Source organism: Neptuniibacter sp. QD57_21, from assembly GCF_047778075.1.
Lineage (GTDB): Bacteria > Pseudomonadota > Gammaproteobacteria > Pseudomonadales > Balneatricaceae > Neptuniibacter.
Window position 1 is genome coordinate 2,665,583 of the sequence record NZ_CP180549.1, and the last position, 20,030, is coordinate 2,685,612.

At 43.7% G+C, this 20,030-nt stretch carries 19 protein-coding genes; 4 read left to right on the plus strand and 15 right to left on the minus strand.

The window, feature by feature from the left end; translation table 11 throughout:
• Positions 1-59: 59 nt before the first annotated feature.
• The 6 genes from rplT to ACMXYS_RS11985 form a co-directional block, all read right to left on the minus strand.
• On the minus strand, positions 60-416 hold the full coding sequence (gene rplT / locus ACMXYS_RS11960) for a 50S ribosomal protein L20 (RefSeq protein ID WP_415881844.1): 357 nt from the start codon (positions 414-416) through the stop codon (positions 60-62).
• A 38-nt stretch (positions 417-454) separates the two neighbouring features.
• Positions 455-649 carry a 50S ribosomal protein L35 gene (rpmI, locus tag ACMXYS_RS11965; protein ID WP_007022505.1) on the minus strand — a complete coding sequence of 65 codons (195 nt, stop codon included), beginning with the start codon at positions 647-649 and terminating at the stop codon, positions 455-457.
• Positions 650-753: 104 nt separating this feature from the next.
• On the minus strand, positions 754-1,299 hold the full coding sequence (gene infC, locus ACMXYS_RS11970) for a translation initiation factor IF-3 (RefSeq protein ID WP_415898247.1): 546 nt from the start codon (positions 1,297-1,299) through the stop codon (positions 754-756).
• A 27-nt stretch (positions 1,300-1,326) separates the two neighbouring features.
• Positions 1,327-3,246, minus strand: a complete 1,920-nt coding sequence (gene thrS / locus ACMXYS_RS11975) for a threonine--tRNA ligase (RefSeq protein ID WP_415896632.1) — start codon at positions 3,244-3,246, stop codon at positions 1,327-1,329.
• A 152-nt stretch (positions 3,247-3,398) separates the two neighbouring features.
• Positions 3,399-5,159, minus strand: a complete 1,761-nt coding sequence (locus ACMXYS_RS11980) for an ATP-binding protein (RefSeq protein ID WP_415896633.1) — start codon at positions 5,157-5,159, stop codon at positions 3,399-3,401.
• A gap of 90 nt (positions 5,160-5,249) precedes the next feature.
• Positions 5,250-5,951 (minus strand): FadR/GntR family transcriptional regulator, encoded by a 702-nt coding sequence (locus ACMXYS_RS11985; RefSeq protein ID WP_415896634.1) that lies wholly within the window; start codon positions 5,949-5,951, stop codon positions 5,250-5,252.
• A 190-nt stretch (positions 5,952-6,141) separates the two neighbouring features.
• Between ACMXYS_RS11985 and ACMXYS_RS11990 the strand changes: the two genes are divergently transcribed.
• From ACMXYS_RS11990 to ACMXYS_RS12000, 3 genes are read left to right on the plus strand one after another with little or no spacing between them, the layout of a single operon-like run.
• Complete coding sequence (locus tag ACMXYS_RS11990) at positions 6,142-6,933, plus strand: (Fe-S)-binding protein (RefSeq protein WP_415896635.1); 792 nt, start codon at positions 6,142-6,144, stop codon at positions 6,931-6,933.
• A gap of 6 nt (positions 6,934-6,939) precedes the next feature.
• Positions 6,940-8,352 (plus strand): LutB/LldF family L-lactate oxidation iron-sulfur protein, encoded by a 1,413-nt coding sequence (locus ACMXYS_RS11995; RefSeq protein WP_415896636.1) that lies wholly within the window; start codon positions 6,940-6,942, stop codon positions 8,350-8,352.
• 1 nt (position 8,353) lies between these two features.
• Positions 8,354-9,022, plus strand: coding sequence for a LutC/YkgG family protein (locus ACMXYS_RS12000; protein WP_415896637.1), 669 nt, complete (start codon positions 8,354-8,356; stop codon positions 9,020-9,022).
• A gap of 67 nt (positions 9,023-9,089) precedes the next feature.
• Here the strand turns inward: ACMXYS_RS12000 and ACMXYS_RS12005 are convergent, their stop codons facing one another.
• Positions 9,090-9,566 carry an SRPBCC family protein gene (locus ACMXYS_RS12005; RefSeq protein WP_415881851.1) on the minus strand — a complete coding sequence of 159 codons (477 nt, stop codon included), beginning with the start codon at positions 9,564-9,566 and terminating at the stop codon, positions 9,090-9,092.
• A gap of 243 nt (positions 9,567-9,809) precedes the next feature.
• Between ACMXYS_RS12005 and ACMXYS_RS12010 the strand changes: the two genes are divergently transcribed.
• Positions 9,810-10,019 (plus strand): hypothetical protein, encoded by a 210-nt coding sequence (locus tag ACMXYS_RS12010; RefSeq protein WP_415896638.1) that lies wholly within the window; start codon positions 9,810-9,812, stop codon positions 10,017-10,019.
• An 8-nt stretch (positions 10,020-10,027) separates the two neighbouring features.
• Here ACMXYS_RS12010 and ACMXYS_RS12015 read toward each other — a convergent pair whose 3' ends face one another.
• The 8 genes from ACMXYS_RS12015 to ACMXYS_RS12050 form a co-directional block, all read right to left on the minus strand.
• Entirely contained in the window at positions 10,028-12,385 is a 2,358-nt protein-coding gene (locus ACMXYS_RS12015) for a DNA polymerase II (protein ID WP_415896639.1), read from the minus strand.
• Positions 12,386-12,391: 6 nt separating this feature from the next.
• Complete coding sequence (gene mvaD / locus ACMXYS_RS12020; RefSeq protein WP_415896640.1) at positions 12,392-13,393, minus strand: diphosphomevalonate decarboxylase; 1,002 nt, start codon at positions 13,391-13,393, stop codon at positions 12,392-12,394.
• Positions 13,380-14,309, minus strand: a complete 930-nt coding sequence (gene mvk, locus ACMXYS_RS12025; protein ID WP_415896641.1) for a mevalonate kinase — start codon at positions 14,307-14,309, stop codon at positions 13,380-13,382. Before mvk ends, mvaD begins: the two co-directional genes overlap by 14 nt.
• Positions 14,296-15,291, minus strand: a complete 996-nt coding sequence (locus tag ACMXYS_RS12030; protein ID WP_415896642.1) for a mevalonate kinase — start codon at positions 15,289-15,291, stop codon at positions 14,296-14,298. The genes mvk and ACMXYS_RS12030 overlap by 14 nt, the downstream gene beginning before the upstream one ends.
• Positions 15,291-16,457, minus strand: a complete 1,167-nt coding sequence (locus ACMXYS_RS12035) for a hydroxymethylglutaryl-CoA synthase (protein ID WP_415896643.1) — start codon at positions 16,455-16,457, stop codon at positions 15,291-15,293. The genes ACMXYS_RS12030 and ACMXYS_RS12035 overlap by 1 nt, the downstream gene beginning before the upstream one ends.
• 15 nt (positions 16,458-16,472) lie before the next feature.
• Entirely contained in the window at positions 16,473-17,501 is a 1,029-nt protein-coding gene (fni, locus tag ACMXYS_RS12040; protein WP_415896644.1) for a type 2 isopentenyl-diphosphate Delta-isomerase, read from the minus strand.
• A complete protein-coding gene (locus tag ACMXYS_RS12045; RefSeq protein ID WP_415896645.1) occupies positions 17,501-18,535 on the minus strand; it encodes a hydroxymethylglutaryl-CoA reductase in 1,035 nt (344 codons plus the stop codon). The genes fni and ACMXYS_RS12045 overlap by 1 nt, the downstream gene beginning before the upstream one ends.
• Positions 18,536-18,640: 105 nt before the next feature.
• Positions 18,641-20,005, minus strand: coding sequence for a TolC family outer membrane protein (locus ACMXYS_RS12050; protein WP_415896646.1), 1,365 nt, complete (start codon positions 20,003-20,005; stop codon positions 18,641-18,643).
• Positions 20,006-20,030 lie beyond the last annotated feature (25 nt).

Consider the following 20,030-nt stretch of genomic DNA (forward strand, 5'->3'; position numbering starts at 1 on the left):
AAGAGTTCGCACCCTTCCCCTATTTCAAAGTAGTCGCTTACACGACACTGGGTGCTAGCTTACGCTAGAGAAGCTTTAGCTTTCTCTACGATTGCAGCAAATGCGCCAGCTTCGTGAACAGCAAGATCAGCTAGAACCTTACGGTCGATCTCGATGTTAGCCTTTTTCAGACCAGCAATGAAACGGCTGTAAGACAAACCGTTGATACGAGCACCAGCGTTGATACGTGCAATCCACAATGCGCGGAACTGACGCTTACGCTGACGACGGTCACGGTATGCATATTGACCAGCTTTGATTACCGCCTGTTTAGCAACGCGGAATACACGGCTACGAGCACCGTAATAACCTTTTGCTTTTTTCAGGACTTTCTTGTGACGACGACGAGCAACAACACCACGTTTTACGCGAGCCATGTCTTTCTTCCTCTAAATTCTGTTAGCTAAAAAATCGATTAAATATAAGGCAACATGCGACGAACCAACGCCTTGTCTGCAGCGTGTACCTGCAGCATAGGGCGAAGCTGACGCTTACGCTTAGTAGATTTCTTAGTCAGAATGTGACTAGTGAAAGACTGCTTGTGTTTGAAGCCGTTAGCGGTTTTCTTAAAACGCTTAGCCGCACCACTATTGGATTTCATCTTAGGCATTACTAAAATCTCCACGCATTCGTTAATTTTTTTTCGCCCGAAACAAACGACAAAACCCGTAGCCAACTTTTACAAGTCAGTCACGGGTTAAGGAAAGTAACGAGTTACTTTTTCTTCTTCGGAGCTAAGACCATAACCAGTTGACGGCCTTCCATCTTAGGACGCTGTTCTACAGTTGCTAACTCTTCCAAATCTTTCTCGATTCGTTGGAGTAACTGCATACCCAGTTCCTGGTGGGCCATCTCACGACCACGATAACGCAAAGTTATCTTGGCTTTATCTCCTGCTTCAAGGAAACGTATCAGGTTGCGTAGCTTGACCTGATAATCCCCTTCTTCCGTATTAGGACGGAATTTCACTTCCTTGATCTGGACCTGATGCTGCTTTTTCTTGGCTTCATTCTTTTGCTTTTTCAGCTCGTAAAGATGCTTGCCATAATCCATCACTTTACAAACGATGGGATCAGCTTCAGAAATTTTCACCAGATCAAGTCCCGCTTCTTGTGCTGCCACAAGAGCGTCATTTACCGGTACGATGCCAATCTGTGTTCCGTCTGGACCAATAAGTCTGCACTGTTTAGCTACTTTCAGTAGATTCTCATTGATCATGGGCTCTTCTCTGCGAGCGCCCCTTCTATTATCACGCCTGATAGTCTTATCTCCTGACTGTTTTTAGACTTATGAGTCCTGACGACCTTTCTTAGCGACATCACTGCTAAGAAGGTTTACAAATTCTTCTAGAGGCATAGCGCCTAGGTTTTCACCCGTACGAGTACGTACAGCAACCTCACCCGCCTCTACTTCTTTATCGCCAATTACAAGAAGGTAAGGCACCTTCTGTAAAGTACGCTCGCGAATTTTAAAGCCGATCTTCTCATTTCTCAAGTCTGACTCGGCTCTGAATCCTTGATTTTCAAGATTTTGAACAACTTTTTGACAATAATCAGCTTGTTTGTCCGTAATATTCATCACAACCGCTTGTACTGGCGCCAACCAAGTTGGTAATGCACCTGCGAAGTTTTCGATCAAAATACCGATAAAACGCTCAAAAGAGCCAAGAATTGCACGGTGTAACATTACAGGTGTTTCACGTTCACCTTGTTCATTTACAAACTGAGCACCAAGGCGACCTGGCATAGAGAAGTCAACCTGAACAGTACCACACTGCCATACACGACCTAGGCAATCTTTTAGTGAGAACTCGATCTTAGGACCGTAGAAAGCACCTTCACCTGGCAATTCTTCCCATTCAAGACCTGCTGCATCTAAAGCATCACCTAATGCCTTTTCAGCTTTATCCCAAACTTCATCTGAGCCTACGCGCTGTTCTGGGCGAGTGGATAGCTTATAGATAACTTCAGTAAAGCCAAAGTCCGCATAAACCTCATCAAGAAACTCAATGAAACGCGCAACTTCTTCCTGAATCGAATCTTCCGCACAAAATATATGCGCATCATCCTGTACAAAGCCACGGACACGCATAATACCGTGTAACGCACCTGAAGGTTCATTACGGTGACAACAACCAAACTCTGCTAGACGCAAAGGTAGATCACGGTAAGAACGAATACCCTGATTAAATACCTGAACGTGACATGGGCAGTTCATCGGTTTGATAGCAAAATCATGGTTCTCAGAGTGAGTAGTAAACATCTCTTCTGAGAATTTATCCCAGTGACCAGACTTTTCCCAAAGTGTACGTTCAACAACCTGTGGCGTTTTGATCTCATCATAACCATGCTGACGCTGTTTCTGACGCATGTACTGTTCGATCTGTTGGTACAGAGTCCAACCATTTGGATGCCAGAACACCATACCCGGTGCTTCTTCCTGCAGGTGGAACATATTGAGCTGTTTACCCAACTTACGGTGGTCACGCTTTTCCGCTTCTTCCAAACGGTGCAGGTAAGCTTTAAGAGCTTTTTTGTCACCCCATGCCGTACCGTAGATACGCTGAAGCATTTCGTTGTTGGAATCACCGCGCCAATATGCACCAGCAACTTTCATCAATTTAAATGCTTTGATGTGGCCAGTAGATGGAACGTGTGGACCACGACATAGATCGATGAACTCGCCTTGAGAGTAGAAAGAAAGGTCTTCTGCATCAGGTACAGCCTGAAGCAACTCAACTTTATACTTTTCACCCATCTCATCAAACATTTTGGTCGCTTCGTCACGACTCATCAATGAACGGGTTACGGGAAGGTTCTGCTTAACCAACTCCGCCATTTTCTTTTCGATCTTTTCTAGATCTTCCGGCGTAAATGGGCGCTCGTAAGCAAAGTCATAATAGAAACCATCTTCAATAACAGGCCCGATCGTTACCTGAGCGCCAGGGAACAACTCTTGTACAGCCATAGCCATCAAGTGAGCAGTAGAGTGACGAATAACTTCTAGACCTTCTTCATCACGCGCAGTGATGATGGCTAGGTCAGCATCATTTTCAATAGTGAAAGAGGTATCAACTTCTTTACCGTCAACTTTACCGGCCAATGCAGCTTTAGCTAGACCAGCGCCAATATCGGCAGCAACTTCAAATACAGTAACAGGGTTAGCAAACTCACGTTTGCTTCCATCTGGCAGGGTAATTACAGGCATGTTATTTCCTTGATTTCAGTGGTGACCCATACGTAAGGCCACATCAATATTCGATACATCTCACTTACCGTACAAACCAAGCACGTTGTGAGTTGGCGCGATTATAGGGTAATCAAAGAAAAGGAGCTAGAACTATGTTCAATGATAAGTTATTAAGCAACAAGCGACTTTGGCAATGCGATTCGAATATTAATTCCTTGGCCCTCATCACTGTTAAATTCAATATCACCAAACAGCCTTTCTTTAACTAGCTCTTGGATAATATACATCCCCATGCCTGTTCCTCCAGAACCTTTCCGGGTTGTATAAAATTGCTCAAATACATGCTGCTGCAATTCCGTAGAAATACCTTTTCCATCATCCATATAAATAAGTATGTATTCATCTGTAGTTGTTTCGCTACTAAGGACGATAGTGCCGGCTACCGTTGCATCTTTAAAACCATGCATTAATGAGTTCGTGATTAAGTTAGTAACAATTTGAGCAATAGCACCCGCGTCAATATTCAGCTCAATCTCTGGAGAGATATTATTCCTCACCTCTACTGGAGCATTTTTATAGGTAGGCTTGAGACTTAACAGCACATCCTGAATATACTCTCGTAGATTTATATCTCTTTTCTGCTCACTTATCTGATCAACCGCAACCTCTTTAAAAGCAAGCATCAACTCATGAGCCCGCGTTAAATTGGTTGTTAAAAGCTCACCTGCTTCCCTGCTATCAGTTAAGTATTTTTCAAACTGAGATTTTGTCATCGTGTTGTTTTGAAAACTACTCAGCACAACATCACTTTCCTCGATCAAATATGAGGATGCGGTTCTAGAAACACCTAAGGGTGTACTTACCTCATGCCCGATACTACTTACCAGACGTTTTAATGCAGATAACTTCTCACTTTGCAGTAATTCTTTTTGAGTAGCATCCAACTGATCCTGAGTTTCACTAAGTTGAGTCTCTCTCTCTTCTAGCAGTTGCTCATTCAACTTAACTTCAGCTTCCAGTTTTTCCTGGTACTCTCGCATCGCTTTGGCATTAGCATCTAAACGCTCGTGTTGTTGCGAGAATTTATGATAAAGAAAACTTATTTCATCATGTTCATGATTATCGGGATAAATAAGCGTTGGATATTCAAGCTCACCTACAACATCCCCCCCTTGATGGGTAGAGCTTTCCAACAACATCGCCAATCTATGTAACGGAACTTGAAATAGATAATGATGGATCAAATAAATTAGCATCACTAAAAAAGCGATAACGGTACAGATCATTAAAGCCAGCTTCATACCTAATGCTTCACCACTTTTAATCGCAGGCTGGATAATACTGTCCACCTCCAATATTCCTCTGACATCGCCCAGTTTCCAATCTACCTTTGGAGAAAAGGGATGATGGTTATGACATTGCACACATGCCTCAGCTACCAACTTGTCAGCAATAGCCACACGCACAACAGTCTCGCCCTGCTTGTTTTTTAAAACTTTTATATATTCAGACTCGGGGTTTTCATTAAGGTGATGCCAAGCTTGATTGGCAAATTCATCTAATTGGCGCTCTGCACGATTGGGAAAGGGGTAAAAACTATAAAGTTTAATCAGGGTACCTGTTTGAGAATATTGCTCGCTCAACTCATGCACCATAGTTGCAGGTAAAGGGATACTTTTAGGGTTATTTTTATGATCTATGGTGACATCAATATCTGAATGTAATAGAACTTCGCTAACTACATTTTCAGTGTAATACCTCCGTAAACGTTTAAATTCTTCAACTGTTTCTTCAGCCCTTTGCTGAGCGTCATCTATTGCTTGCTGCGTAAGAACCTGCGGTAAGTAATAAAGGATAGCAATTACCAGCAACACCATGGCAAACAGGATAGGGAAGATAATTCTCCAAACCAATGACTTGCGAACCTGCATCCCCTACCCTTATGGTCGTTATACACACGAAGAAAGTATAGGAGTATTTTTTAGGTTTGGTTAATTAAGATAGTTACCAATATCAAGCAGTTAAGAAGCTTCTAACTGCCTTCGAGTGTAGTCGATATGTTCTGTCGCCACCTTGCGGGCTAACTCGGCATTCCTGTTGATTAATGCCTGATAAATTTGGGTATGCTGAGCGCTGATTCCATCAGGGTATCGGCCAAATTTCTTAAGTGTGCGATCAAGCACACCATAAATTGCATTGAAGTAACGGTTATAGAATATCTGACTGAAAGAGATAACCAGTAGATGGTGACTTGCTTCCGCAATCATCATATGAAACCTAAGATCGGCTTTTGCTTTTGCGAGCGTAGTATGACCACTACTGCGCGCCTGCATTGCTTCATACTCTTGCCCGATACGATCGAGTTGTTCATCTGACGCGCGCAAAGCGGCATAGTATGCGGCCTCACCTTCTAGAGCAGCACGCATCTCCATAACCTGAACTTGAAACTCAAAGTTATCGCCAATGCTTTCTGAAGGCATCGAGAAATGGCTTTCGAGTAAGTTCCGACAGAGACTCCCACCACCATGATAAGTTTCGATAATGCCTTTTAATTCAAGATCTTGAACAGCTTCACGAACCGTTGCTCGAGAAAGACTATAGCGTTCTGCCAATACGCGCTGAGATGGTAGTTTCTCGCCTGGGCATATATCACCATACAAAATTTGTCCCTGAAGCTCAGAACTTAACTTCTGGCTTAGATTTACATCTTTCACTTTCGCCACCGAGTACCTCAAACCACCTCTTGGTCAGACCAGTTAACAGTTTAGCATTTCCTTTGAGCCATCTCTTAACTATCTTTTGAGTAACAGATAAAACTTCAGGCACTAGAACCTGAAGAAAAATAAGAAACGTCAGTGACGTGAGAGCCTGATTCCATATCGGGTAGAGCTGACCAATATAGCGATGACATTCATGCCAAATCAGAATCCTAAAGTCGGTTTATTTGTAACCTGTCTAGCAGATATGTTTAGACCGAGCGTTGCATTCGCAACCGTCAAACTACTTGAAGCTTCAGGCTGCTCAGTGGAAGTGCCAGAGACACAAACCTGTTGCGGACAACCTGCGTATAATTCAGGCGACAAATCAACCACTGCTGAAATTGCTAAAAAAACTATAGAAGCTTTTGATGGCTATGAATATGTAGTTGGTCCATCCGGATCCTGTATTGGTATGCTGCATTATTACCCTGAGGTCTTTGACGAAAACGACCCTTGGAAGGCCCGTGCATTAGACCTAAAATCGCGTGCATTTGAGATCACCCAATTCCTAACTGATGTAGTCGATTTCGACCGTATCAATGCCGCATTTGAAGGCACAATCACCTACCACGATTCCTGCTCTGGTCTGCGCCAACTCGGTGTTAAACAGCAGCCACGTAAGCTTTTATCAAAGGTTGAAAATTTAACTCTCAACGAGATGGAAGAGTCAGAAACCTGTTGCGGTTTCGGCGGTACATTCTGCGTTAAATATCCAGACATTTCTAATCGCATGGTGTCTAACAAAACTGAGTATATCAGTGACTCCGGTGCGAGTACTTTAGTCGGTGGCGATTTAGGCTGCCTATTAAATATGGCCGGTAAGCTTAAACGCGAAGACAAAAATATCGAAGCACGTCATATAGTTGAGATCTTAGCTGGTATGACTGACACGCCAGCCATTGGCGAAGCAGAATATGAGCTAGCCTCTGAACTAAGCGCGGGGTAATACACGATGCATATTAAAAGCCCAGAATTTAAAGAAAATGCTCGTATAGCGCTGCATAATGTCGAACTTCAGGAAGCACTAGGTCAGTTTAAACACGGCTTTCCGGTTAACCGCGCTAATGCCATCAAGCGCCTACCAGAGTTTGACGATCTGCGTGATGAAGCGCGTGATCTTAAAAATCACATTATTCAAAATCTAGATATTTATCTGGAACAGTTTGAAGATAACGTTGTAAAAAATGGCGGTCACGTTCACTGGTGTAGAACAGGTGACGATGCCAACAAAACCATTCTCGATATTTGCAAACAGGTAAACGCCAAGACCATCACTAAAGGTAAGTCGATGGTTTCAGAAGAAACCGGCCTAAATGAATACCTTGAAGCGAACGGTGTACGCCCTGTCGAGACAGATTTGGGTGAATACATCCTACAGCTTCGTGATGATCATCCGAGCCATATTATTGCGCCAGCAATTCACCTGAATGTTAATGATGTATCCGAAACCTTCCACGAACATCACAAGCGCCCCAAAACAGAAGATCCACAGGCGTTGATGAAAGAAGCTCGAGAAGTACTGCGAAAGGAATTCGTAGGCGCTGATGTCGGACTTACTGGCGCTAATTTTCTAGTGGCAGAAACTGGCTCAACGATCATCGTAACCAACGAAGGTAACGGCGATCTGACTCAAACCCTACCAAAAACTCACATTGTGATTACTTCCATCGAGAAGGTTGTACCTACGCTGGAAGATATGAGTTTATTCCTTCGACTGCTAGCTCGCTCAGCGACAGGTCAGGAATTTACGGTATACAACACTTTATCCACAGGGCCGAAACGCGCTGAAGATCAAGATGGTCCAGAGAACTTCCACGTTGTATTAGTCGATAACGGCCGTAGTGAGATGGTGGGCACTGAGTTTCAAGATATGCTCCGCTGTATCCGGTGTTCTTCTTGTATGAACCACTGCCCTGTCTATGGTGCTGTTGGTGGCCATTCTTACGGTTGGGTTTACCCTGGCCCTATGGGTTCTGTTCTAACACCAAAGATGATCGGCATTGATAAAGCTGCACACCTGCCAAACGCGTCAACATCCTGTGGTAAATGTGAAGAAGTATGCCCTGTCCGTATCCCTCTTCCAAAATTGATGCGTCACTGGCGAGAGAAAGAGTTTGAAAAACACTTAACACCAAAAGCTGTCAGGTTTGGCATTGCTGGCTGGGCATTTTTTGCCAAGCGCCCTGCCCTATACCGCTGGTTAGCAAGAAGCTCTGCATGGTTTATGAACAAACTCGCTGGTAAGAAAGGCCGCATCAAGAAGATGCCGTTAGCGGGTGGCTGGACAGATTGGCGTGATATGCCAGCACCTCAAGGCAAGACCTTTATGGATCAATGGAAAGCCCACAAACAGGCGGAGAAATAAGATGAGTAAAGCAGAAATCCTGGGCAACATCCGCCGTGGTTTGCAACGTGGTGAAGCAACACCCGCACAAAAAGCAGCAGCGACACGTCGCATTAATGCGCATAAAGCGACCATAATTCCTAAGCGTAGCCAGCTAGACAAAGCAGGTCAGATCCAACTGTTTAGAGATATGGCAAGCGGTGCGGCAGCAGAGCTTATCGACATAAATGCAATGAGTGATCTACCTGCAGCTGTCGCAGACTGGCTTAACAAACATGATTTTAAATCCCTAGTCAGCGCTAGCGATGATTGCTTAAATGAGCTCGATTGGTCTGCCTTAGGCGATATCAAACGCGAGCAGCGTGTTGCGCAATCTGGCGATGTTGCTAGCTTAACCACCTCGATGACAGGTATCGCAGAAACAGGAACTCTGATGATGTACTCCCGTCCAGAGAGTCCGACGACATTGAACTTCCTACCGGATTGCCATCTCGTATTATTGCGTGAATCGACGATCGTCGGTAGCTACGAAGATGCTTGGCAGATGGTACGTGAACAGAACCCTGATGAAATGCCGCGCACGGTCAATATGATTACTGGCCCATCCCGTAGCGCGGACATCGGACAAAAATTACAAATGGGTGCTCATGGCCCCTGCGTACTTGTGATCTTTATCCTTAAAGATATGTAGCTCTATATCTTTATTGCTTTAGCCACCTTTTTAGGTGGCTTTTTTTGTTCTATGGCCACTCAACAACTCAGTTATATAGCTTATCTAAATTCTGTAAGCCCGCCTGATAAACGCCACGAATTGTTTTTTCCGCTTCTGCATCAGAGGCACCAGCTGCATTAAAGCTAGAGCTCCAAACAACAATCGAGCCGCCTTGGCCATCCAACTTAACCTGAATTTCAGATTCATAATCAGACACTGGTAATGGTGACTCATCAATTTGATAACGATAGCTGCGCTTACCTTCATCCTTGCTCAATAAAGTCTCCGTAATTTTCGCACCGTTACCTAAAGTTAGTACACGCACTTTATTATCTCTGTCACTGGAAGCTACCGCAGGGTGCCAACGATACAAACCGTTATAATCCCCTAAAAGCGCCCATACAGCAGATGGCTTCACATTCAGCTTTACTGATTCTTCCACCGCAATATTACCCGCAGCAGACGCGTTTACAGCACCTAACAACGAAGATAGCACTACCACACCCATAATCTTTTTTAGCATTTTTATTATTCCTTTTTATCTATCACAACACATTAAGTGAAATACCAGCATGCCCCAGGAATTTATTGATAACTATTATCATTAAGAACCTATCCAAAAGTACTTAATTAGCTAAATAGATTAAAATCCTCTAAAGCCAAACCAATCCAAGCCGATAGATTAATGTAAGTATTTTTTCATCAAGCACCGACACCTGTGAACGGATTACAGATAGCTGTCGTAATCGGACAATAGGATGATGTTATGGAAGCCAATGAAATCACTGCTGCAGCGACAACCATGTCTACGCAACAGACACAAACCACTCATGCGGTTAAATCAGCCGAGATGGCTAAAGATCAGATCGAACAGACGGGTGAGCAAGTGATGCAGCTATTAGAAGTCACAGCACCAGGCAAACTTAGAGTAGATCCACTGAGCCCGCTAGGCACCCAAATAGACGTTAAAGCCTAACAACATCGCTAAAAAAGCGAATGTTGTGGCGCCGTGAGATCATCAAAATCTTCATCTAAAAACTGCAGGATCGTCTCACACACTGGCCTCACCTGTTTATCCAGATAATGCTGATAGTCTAAAGGCGAACTCAAAAATTCAATGGGTTCTGCGCCGTTAACAGTCATCATATATTCAATATAAGAACCTGACCGATACGGGCTAGGTTGACCTTTTACTTGGTAGCCATACTCAGCTTTCAAACCCGCCTGAACATGAGGTGGTTTATTCTTCACATACTGATCCAAACGTTGACGGATACGCTTTCGATAGATGAGCTTGTGATCTAAATTCCCCGCTAATAGCGCTTCGACCGTTGATTTAAGAAGCGTCTGCCACTCTTGGCCTATGAAAATACGTTCATAGAGATGCTCTTGAAGTTCACGAGCCAAAGGCGTCCAATCTGTACGGACGTTTTCAAGACCTTTAAACACCATCTTGGTCGAACCATCCCCAGAACGCTTTAGCCCTGCATAACGCTTCTTTGTGCCTTTGTCTGAATGGCGCATGGTCGGCATTAAAAACCGACAATAGTTCGTCTCGTACTCGATTTCTAACTGACTATCTAGCTCGAAACGCTCTTTTAGGTTTTCACTCCACCAGCTATTGAGATGTTCTGCTACAGCACGGCCTGTACTGTTGGCTTGCTCTTCTGGGAAGTCATCACCTAACCAGACAAAAACCGAATCAGTATCACCGTAAATCACCTTAAAACCGAATTCTGATTCGATATGATCACGTGACTTGGTCAGGATTTCATGTCCTCTCAAGGTGATCGAGCTCGAGAGTCGTTGATCAAAAAAGCGGCAGACGTTTGAACCTAAAACACCATAAAAGGAGTTCATAATAATTTTTATTGCTTGGGATAATGCCGCGTTTTTTAACTGCTTTGCTTGATCTCGCGCCTCCCAAAGCTTCTCGATCAGCTCAGGCAAAATCGTTTTACTACGCGAAAATATTGCGTGGTTAAAACCGGGGACTAAATCTTCAGATTCAGCTCCCTCTTTAAGTCCCTCAGCCAAACCATAAGGGTCGATCTTAAAGGTACGAATAATACTGGGGTACAGGCTTTTAAAGTCCAAAACCAGAACCTGTCTATACAAGCCTGGACGCGAGTCCATTACATAACCACCGGGTGCACTGAGCCCTGACATCCCTGAAGCATATTGCGGTGCCACATAGCCTGATCGATGCAATAGAGGGAGATACTGGTTATCAAATGCTGCCGCTGAGCCTCCCACTTTATCTAGAGCAAGTCCCGTTAGACGTGCCCGTTCAAGAAGATAATTAATCAGATCAGCATGCTCAAATATCTCCCAAACCAATCGGCAATCTTCTAGGTTATAACGAGCTAAAGACTCTTTGTCTTCTCTAAATAACCGTTGTATTTCACCGCCACGATCATCGACATGGTCTATCAACTTACCTCGATCTAGCATCTCCCGAGCGACATTTTCTAAGGCAAAACTTTCAAACTGATAAGTTGCACCTTTGAGGGTATCAATGCCATCTAATACAATTCGCCCTGCCATACGTACAAAAAGCTTACCTTGAGCCGATTCATGCAGCTTTAAAGGCAACTTGTCACGACCTAGAACAAGTGGAATACGCAGTGCCTCAGCACGTTTTTGTAGTACCCGAAAATCAAAGCCAACTACGTTCCAACCAATAAACGCATCGGGGTCATATTCCGCCACCACTTGAATAAATCGCTGCAACAAAGCTGTTTCATCAGTAACATATTCAAGCCCATCACTATCTACACCTTCCCCCTGCATCAATACCAATTGAAAGTCATCAGCATAGAATGCAGCGGACAATATATTGTCCGCTTTCATCGTCGTTTCTAAATCAATAGAAAGGATGCGTAAATTGGGGGTATACGTATCTGACTTTAAACGGACCTGTTCATTCACATGGCTAATTTGTACACCACCTTGAATAAACCGCTCCATCAGGTAGCGATCTGCATGACGTATATCATCTTCCATCATGACAATATTATGTAGATGCAGTAACTCTTGAATTTGGCGATAGGTTTTTAAAGTTTGGCTGTATATTGCGGTAACGCCACGATACTGCAGATCAGTCAGATCAACTTTATTGACGCGCCAGTCTCGGAGATGACTCAGTAATGTTTTAACTCGAGGAACTTGCTCATCAAGAACAAAAAGCACCGCCTCTTGCTGAGTAATAGAAATCGGAAAAGCATGATGCTCTGAACAGACCCAATAGGTCAGCACGATTCCCTCGCGAGTGTCGTGCTGATTCCGAGTCAGAATGAATGCTGAAGAGCTCTGGTCTGAATGATCATGATGAGTAGGCATACTCACTTAACCAAAGGGCGCGACCAGATCCATATCGGTTAACTCCGGGAAAGCCTCGCGAACCGCAGCTTCATTTTTCGCGTCAAATAGGAGTTTAAGGTTAGGGCCGGCATCCATTGTCAGATAAATTTCTACGCCCGACGATCTTAATTCCCATACACGATGCATAGCCGCTACAGATTCTGGCTGCCAATACAAAAGCGGCGGCCATGAAGCAATCATGGTCGCATGCATGGACAGAGCATTTTGCTCTGCAGTTTGGCCTAATAGGCCCATATCTTGTGCAGTTATAGCCTGCTTAATTATATTCAGATCCTTCTCAGCTTGAGCAGGCCAAGATTGGTAGAGATCAGCCGATTCAACTGTACGTTGCATACCAGAACGAGAATCGATTTTTTTAGCACCTGTAGCAACTTTTAACAAACCAATTCTAAACCCTGGCCAATTAACCGCTAAAGGTTCTGCACAGCTATCCATGCCGTCTTCTTGCTCGCCTTTGGACCATTCAACAAACCCTTGGTAGATTGAGCGGGATGCACTACCACTACCAATTCGCGCAAACGCCGACAGGACTTTCTGATCAAGATCAAAACGATAAAAGCCGTTAATCGCCAACATAAGTGCAGCAAAACCGGAAGCTGAAGACGCAAGCCCAGCCGCTGTTGGAATATTATTGGTTGTTTCTACCTTAACCGTTTGATCCAGATCTCGACGAAAAAGATCAATAAACGAGACGACTTTCCGAGCAAAGGAGGAATCTTCACTCTGCAGCTCGCCATTCAGATAGACCTGATCACCAGTTTCCGATGGCGTGATTTTCGTACAGCTACCTAGCTCACCCAACGATATAGATAATGAAGCATTGATAGGCAGGTTCAACTCAACATCACGTTTACCCCAATACTTACACAAGGCGATATTACTTGGCGCAAACGCTTCTGCTGTCGTACCCGGCATAGTTTGCTCTGGAAGAAACGATGCCACTACACTCTGCTTAGTAATGCTCAATGCTAACCCCTTGTGCCGAAACTGAGACTGGAATTTGTTCGTAAGCTATATATAGATCTGGATCTGAACCGAGTGCAATCACACAATCCCCAAGGCCCGAACCTGAAATTTTAGCACCGGTAATATGCTCGCTTTGGCGAAGCGAATACACAATATCGCAAATCGCTTTATCTGCTACACCTAATGCGTCCATTAAGCCTTGGTAATTATTCATTAATTGACCAAGTTGCTGCCAATCCTGTTGGGCTATTGCCTGTTCAGCGTTGTCCGTTACCGACCCCATTAGCTGATAGATCTGCTGGTAAAGCTCAGGATAATGACTCGCTAAATCCTCTACATGTTTCAATACATCTGGTGTTTTCGTTTTATATCCCGCGTAGTAAAGCGATATGTCGGGTAGAGCTGACAGTGCATTGATCTTTCTTGGCTTAACACGGTAAGAAACGATTGAACCAAAGATACTAGCCACAAGGTCAGTTCCTGATCCTCGTCCACCTTGTACTTGATGAACAACTGCTAGTGAGCGATCGAATAAGCTATCTAGATCCGTTTCATCGTTTACAAAAGATGCGAGTGCAGCGACCACACCAGCAGTGACCGCGGCTGAAGAACCCAGGCCAACGGTATGAGAAAACTCTGAACGGATTGTAACTTTAATACCTGAAGGCAAACGATCTGCATACATTGCAACGGCAGCCAACACGAAGCTCAGCCGGTCATCAGCAACCAAATCTTTAAGAGGGCTTCGGTATTGAGCTAGTGCCGAGTCAATCAGCACTTCTTGTGTTGATATAGGTTCGCACTCTATGTGAATATATTTATCCACAGCACAAGCTAAAGCCTTATGACCAAAAAGCACTGCGTGTTCACCCATCAGCATTAAACTGCCAGGCACAGTCACTTTAATCCGATTCAATATGTGCTCCTTGATAACTAATTTTTAAAGGCTGTAGATGGATATTTAAACTGCTAGCTATCTCAGCAGCATTCCCTTTAGGAGCATAGATTAATACCAAACCACCGGCATCCCCAGAGCTGCTGCCTGCACCACAAACTTTCGCACTTCCACCCATCAACTCTATACGCTGAATAACATTAGCAACGGCATGTGGCACTATGCCAATCTGTTGTAATAGGCGCTGATTTTCTTGGATGAGATCTAATTTCTGCTGATCATCTGGTGAATAGATAACTCGTTCAAAATCCTGAGTGACCTGTTTAAAATGCTGCCAAATTGTTGAAAACTCAAATGACTCACGTACAGCCGAAACCGTTTCACCCGTTGATGATTTAGGTGAACCGCTATTCCAGAGAAACCAGTTATCGCCTATTTTTTCAGGCAATAGCGTTACATGGTCGTTCTGAACTTTAACAACACCTCCGAAAGTCGTCGCAGCAGCATCTATCGCACTACCACGACCATGCTGCAATCTCTCACAGTGGCGTACTAACTTGAAGAATTCCCGTTTATTCAATTCTTGCTGAGAAGCAGCTTCAGCCAACTTTAGCAATGCTGCAATCACTGCAGCAGAGGAACCCATACCAGCACCTGCTGGAATATCACTCGCTATCAAGATCTGACCAACCCTATCAAAACCAAGCTGCGACAAGGTATAAAAGAGCAGATCCGAAGGAGATGAGAGAACATCTGCAACAGCGAGCTTTCCTTGTAAAAACAGATTAAAACGTTGATCAAGCTGTTCAGAAAAGAGTTTAAATGTAGCTATATTCTTAGAAAAGCAACCGAAAACATCAGAAGAAACTGATAAATTCAGACTCGCGGTAGGAGTATATGAAGCTGTTACAGAGGATGTAACAGCCATCGCAATAGCAGGCGCCCCATAGACAACTGAGTGCTCACCACTCAGTATTAGTTTCCCTGGGGCTATTGCCTTCATTAACAGCTAACGTATTCTCGCTTATGACCGCTGATCGCAGCCAAACGGAAACGCCCAGTCGTAGCATTAGGGATATCATGATGTTCTCCATCACGAGGGTCTGGGTGGCGATACAGATTCAAATACTCGTCATAACTTACTTCTTGGCGAGCATCCAACATGTCCTTATGCTTTATGGTATGAAGACATTTATCATAACCTGCAACCACCGTTCCAGAGAAAAACTCAGCTACACAACCAGAGCCATAACTAAAGAAACCAACTTTATTACCAGCCAAATTTTCTTTGCAGTTCTCAAGCAAAGAGGTCAGACCGATATACATTGAAGCTGTATAGCTGTTGCCAATGATACGGTTGTAATAAAGTGTTTCTTCAACCTGCTCTTCAATTTGCTCTAAAGAAAGACCTACTTTGTTTACCTTTGCTAGATGTTTATGCGCTTTTTCCGCCATGCGGCTAAACGGCAAGTGATAGCAAAAGTGAGAGAAATCACTAAACGCGAGAGAGCTAACTTCCACAAAGTTTTCCCAAGCCTTTTTCAGCGATTTAAGGTATATCTTGGTAGAGTATTTACCATCAACAAGTGCAGTCGTACGGTAATTTGGTCTCCAGAAATCCATCACATCTTCAGTATGATTACCAACTTCTGGATCGATTTCGATTAGACGAGGGTTTGCAGAGATCAAAATAGCGACAGCACCACAACCTTGGGTCGCCTCTCCAGAGGTGTCCAGGTCATATCGAGCAATGTCTGACGCAATGACCAAAACCTTTTTTTCTGGCTGTCGAGCGACTAACGCACACGCCATTTGAATAGCAGCTGTTGCGCTGTAACACGCCTGTTTTAGCTCAACAACACGACAGTTAGAATTCAATCCTAACAATCTATGCACATAAACGCCTGCAGCCTTAGACTGGTCTACACCCGTTTCTGTAGCAAAAAGCAATGTACTAATTGAATCTGTACCTACCCTTTCAATTAATGGATAAGCAGCATTTGCAGCCATAGTAACTACATCTTCATCAGGTGCAGCCATAGACATTTTCTCTTGGCCTATTCCCTGATAATACTTTTCTGACTCAATTTTCTGAACATTCGCCAGTGTTCTTAAATCCAGATAATAATTGGATGTATAGAAACTGATTTCGTCAATACCAACTGACATTCTTGGGTCTCGATCCTAACTCTCGTCTAAAACAAGGGCCCGGTTATTATATAAAGACGCTATATCCCGGACACCTAGCAGAAACATGGCTGTTCTGAACTCTGCTTTAATTTTTTCTATTTCTGCTATCACTGCATCAGCAGATTCCATTGCTGGTTTTAACAGCGGACCTGCTATGCCACATAAAGAGGCGCCGAGTATAACAGATTTAACCATATCAATCCCATCTCTTAAGCCACCACTTGCAACTAATGTGGCAACATCGCGATATGGGCTAGCCATTTTTAGGGCAACAGGGGTTGGAATTCCCCAATCTTGGAACTTAAGACCTAAATCACTTTGATCTTTTCTACGATGATGCTCTATCCGACTCCAAGAAGTCCCGCCTGTTCCAGCTAAATCAAAGGTTTTGATACCTGCCTTTAATCCCAGCTCGATATCAGCAGGAGATAAACCACTTCCAACCTCTTTAAGAAAAACAGGCACATCTAACTGAGTTACAAGAGACTCTATTTTCTCAGCAAGATGAGAGAAATCTGTATCTCCTTCAGGCTGAACCGCCTCTTGTAGAGGATTAAGGTGAAGATACAAAGCATCTGCACCCAGACATTCAATAGCTTGCTGCGCTTGCTCTAAATCCACTCCATAATTAAGTTGAACAGCACCAAGATTCCCAATAAGAGGTACATCCGGAGCTAATTCTCTCAGAGCAAAGCTTTCTTTAGCTTCAGGAGATGTAAACATAACGCGTTGTGAACCAACTGCCATAGCAACACCCGTTGCCTGAGCAGCTTTCGCCAAATTATGATTGATCTGCTTTACTAACTGATGATCACCGCCTGTCATTGAGGATATCAACAAAGGGAAACTTAACTGATAACCTAAAAATTCACATGAGCTATCAACATCGTTCAAGGCGACCTCAGGTAGACCTCGATGCATCAAATGAATACGATCAAAGTACCTTCCAGAACGATCAGTTAAAGGATCATTTTCTATAGCTCTTATATGTTCAAGCTTTCGATCATTAGTCAGATCTGACATTAGCGCTCCAACTTCAGGTGAGCTTCCATTAGTTCACCAGGGTTTGTCTGTGCGGCTAGCAAAGATAACTCGCCACATAACACAGTTGCAGCACAGATAGCGGCTAAACGTTGAGCATTTTCACCCGGCTCTCTATCTTCTTTGCATCCTAAAGCAGCTAAGTTATCTTCAACGAAGTCGATCCCTTTACCATTACCAACAGAGCCCATAATTAGGTTAGGTAAAGTACAGGAGAAATAAAGATCATCACCACGTACTTCAGCATGCACAATCCCCTGTGAACCTTCGATAATATTGGCTGCATCTTGGCCTGTAGCCAAATAAAATGCCAAAAGCATATTCGCATAATGAGCATTAGCACTGCGCAGGCCACCTGCAACCATAGTCCCAATCAGGTTTTTCTTAATATTAAGATCAACCATTTTTTCAGGTGTTGTCTTTAAGCGTCTTTCACAAATATCACGCGGTATTAAAATCTCGGTTACCACATATTTACCGCGGCCAAGAATACCGTTAACAGCTGTCGCTTTTTTATCTGAGCAATAGTTACCTGAGATAGATGAATAACGAAGCTGCGGATATTCAGACAATATCCACGGAATAATCTTATCTGCAGCATTAGTCACCATGTTATGACCTGAGGCGTCACCCGTCGTAAATTCCAAGCGAAGATAGATCAAATTTGCAACGATCTGGCTATTCATATCGATAAGCTTGGCAAAACGACTACTCTGTGAAACCACCTCGTTAATATCATCCATACGAGATTTAATCGAATTCAGAGCAAGCATCGCTTCAGTTGCATCATCTGCCTCAAGCAGAATGGAACGACTCATGCGTTCGTCTATCACAGTGGTTTTGATACCATCAGTCAATGCAGAAACCCTTGCACCACGCCCCACAGAAGGCCATAAAGGCGTCTCATAAGTCGCTAAAGGAACACTAATTTTTTCATCTAATACAGGCCCTGTAATTTTAATAGGACCCACATTACGCATTGGGATTGGAGCTTGACTGATTTTATGAGATTTCATGATATCTCTTTATGCAAAAGAAAAAGGGCTGCCAATGGCAACCCTTTTAAAATAAGGTTGAGGACTAATTTTAATTAACTTCACCAGCCCTTTTCAATATTTTCCTTACGACGCAGCAGCTTCTTCTTTTTCCGCTTCTTTTTGAACAGGCAGATCTTGCTCAACATCACCTAAATTCGGCTCAGGCAAAGATAATTTCAAAGCATCTAACAATGTGCCCATACCATTTACTACGCGGTACTGTGCAATTAATTGATCATGCAGAGCATTAGTCAGATCATTTTTTGATGAGAATACTTCATTCTCAGTATCCAACAAATCAAGCAAAGAACGCTGCCCTATATTAAACTGCTTTTGATAAGAGTTACGCGTTTTTTGGCTTGAAGCAACGTGTTGCTCTAAATACGGTAACTGCCTCGAAAGAATGGAATAAGCATTCCAAGATAGCTCTACACTCTGAAGGACCTCACGGTGACTTCTGTTTTGAACAGATTTAGCCTCTTCTATCTGATGCTGAGTTTGACGAACACGTGCTTGATCAGCTCCACCGTTATAGAGGTTATAACGCAATCTCACCATAGCAGTAAGATCTTCGTTCACCCCGTCAACACCATCAAGATTATTGTTCCAAGTACGATCGACTTCAAAATCTACACGAGGATAATAATTACGTTTTGCTGCATTATATTGAGCAACTGCTGCCGCTGTATCAGCTTCTGCAACTTGCAATGTAGGATGATTGCTCAATGCAGTCTCTGTTGCCGCATCCAAAGATTCAGGCACCTTAACACTTACCAGCTCAGGATAGATAACCTCTACTGGCGCCATCAACCCAGTAACTCGCTGATAATTTACTTTAGCGTCCAGTAAGTTATTCTCTGCTGCTAAAGTGTTCACTTCAGCCAACGCCAAACGACCTTCAGCCTGCTGTATAGAGGCCAAAGCCCCAACACCTGATTCAGATCGGCGTTTGATCTGATCATAAATTTTGACGTGGTTAAAAAGATTTTCCTTAGCCTGCTGAAGAAGGACGTTACGACGATTTAATTCGATATAAGCCCTAGCCGCATCTAATGCATAAGTCTCGGCCGTTTCAACAACTCTTTTATCAGCCGAAATCGCACGAGCTTTTTGACGCTTTACTTCACTAGACGTCGCAAAACCATCGAACAACATTTGCCTAATACTTAGACTACCTTCGCCGCGTGTTAGCTCTACATCACCACCATTAGCTCGAGTAGTCGTATTATTTGTCCATTCATAACCAATACCAGCAGCAACATCAACACTTGGCAGGTAACCGGCCTTAGCTTGTCGAACCTCTTGATAGACCGCATTACGTGCATTTATAGCACGCTGTACTTCCGGGCTATTACTTAACCCTTCTGCAACTACGTTCTCAAGAGTAGTACTGTAAACCGATGAACTTACCGCCCCCAGAAGCACACCAGCAACAACTGACCTGAACATAAATCCCGCCTTAAAATATAAATAG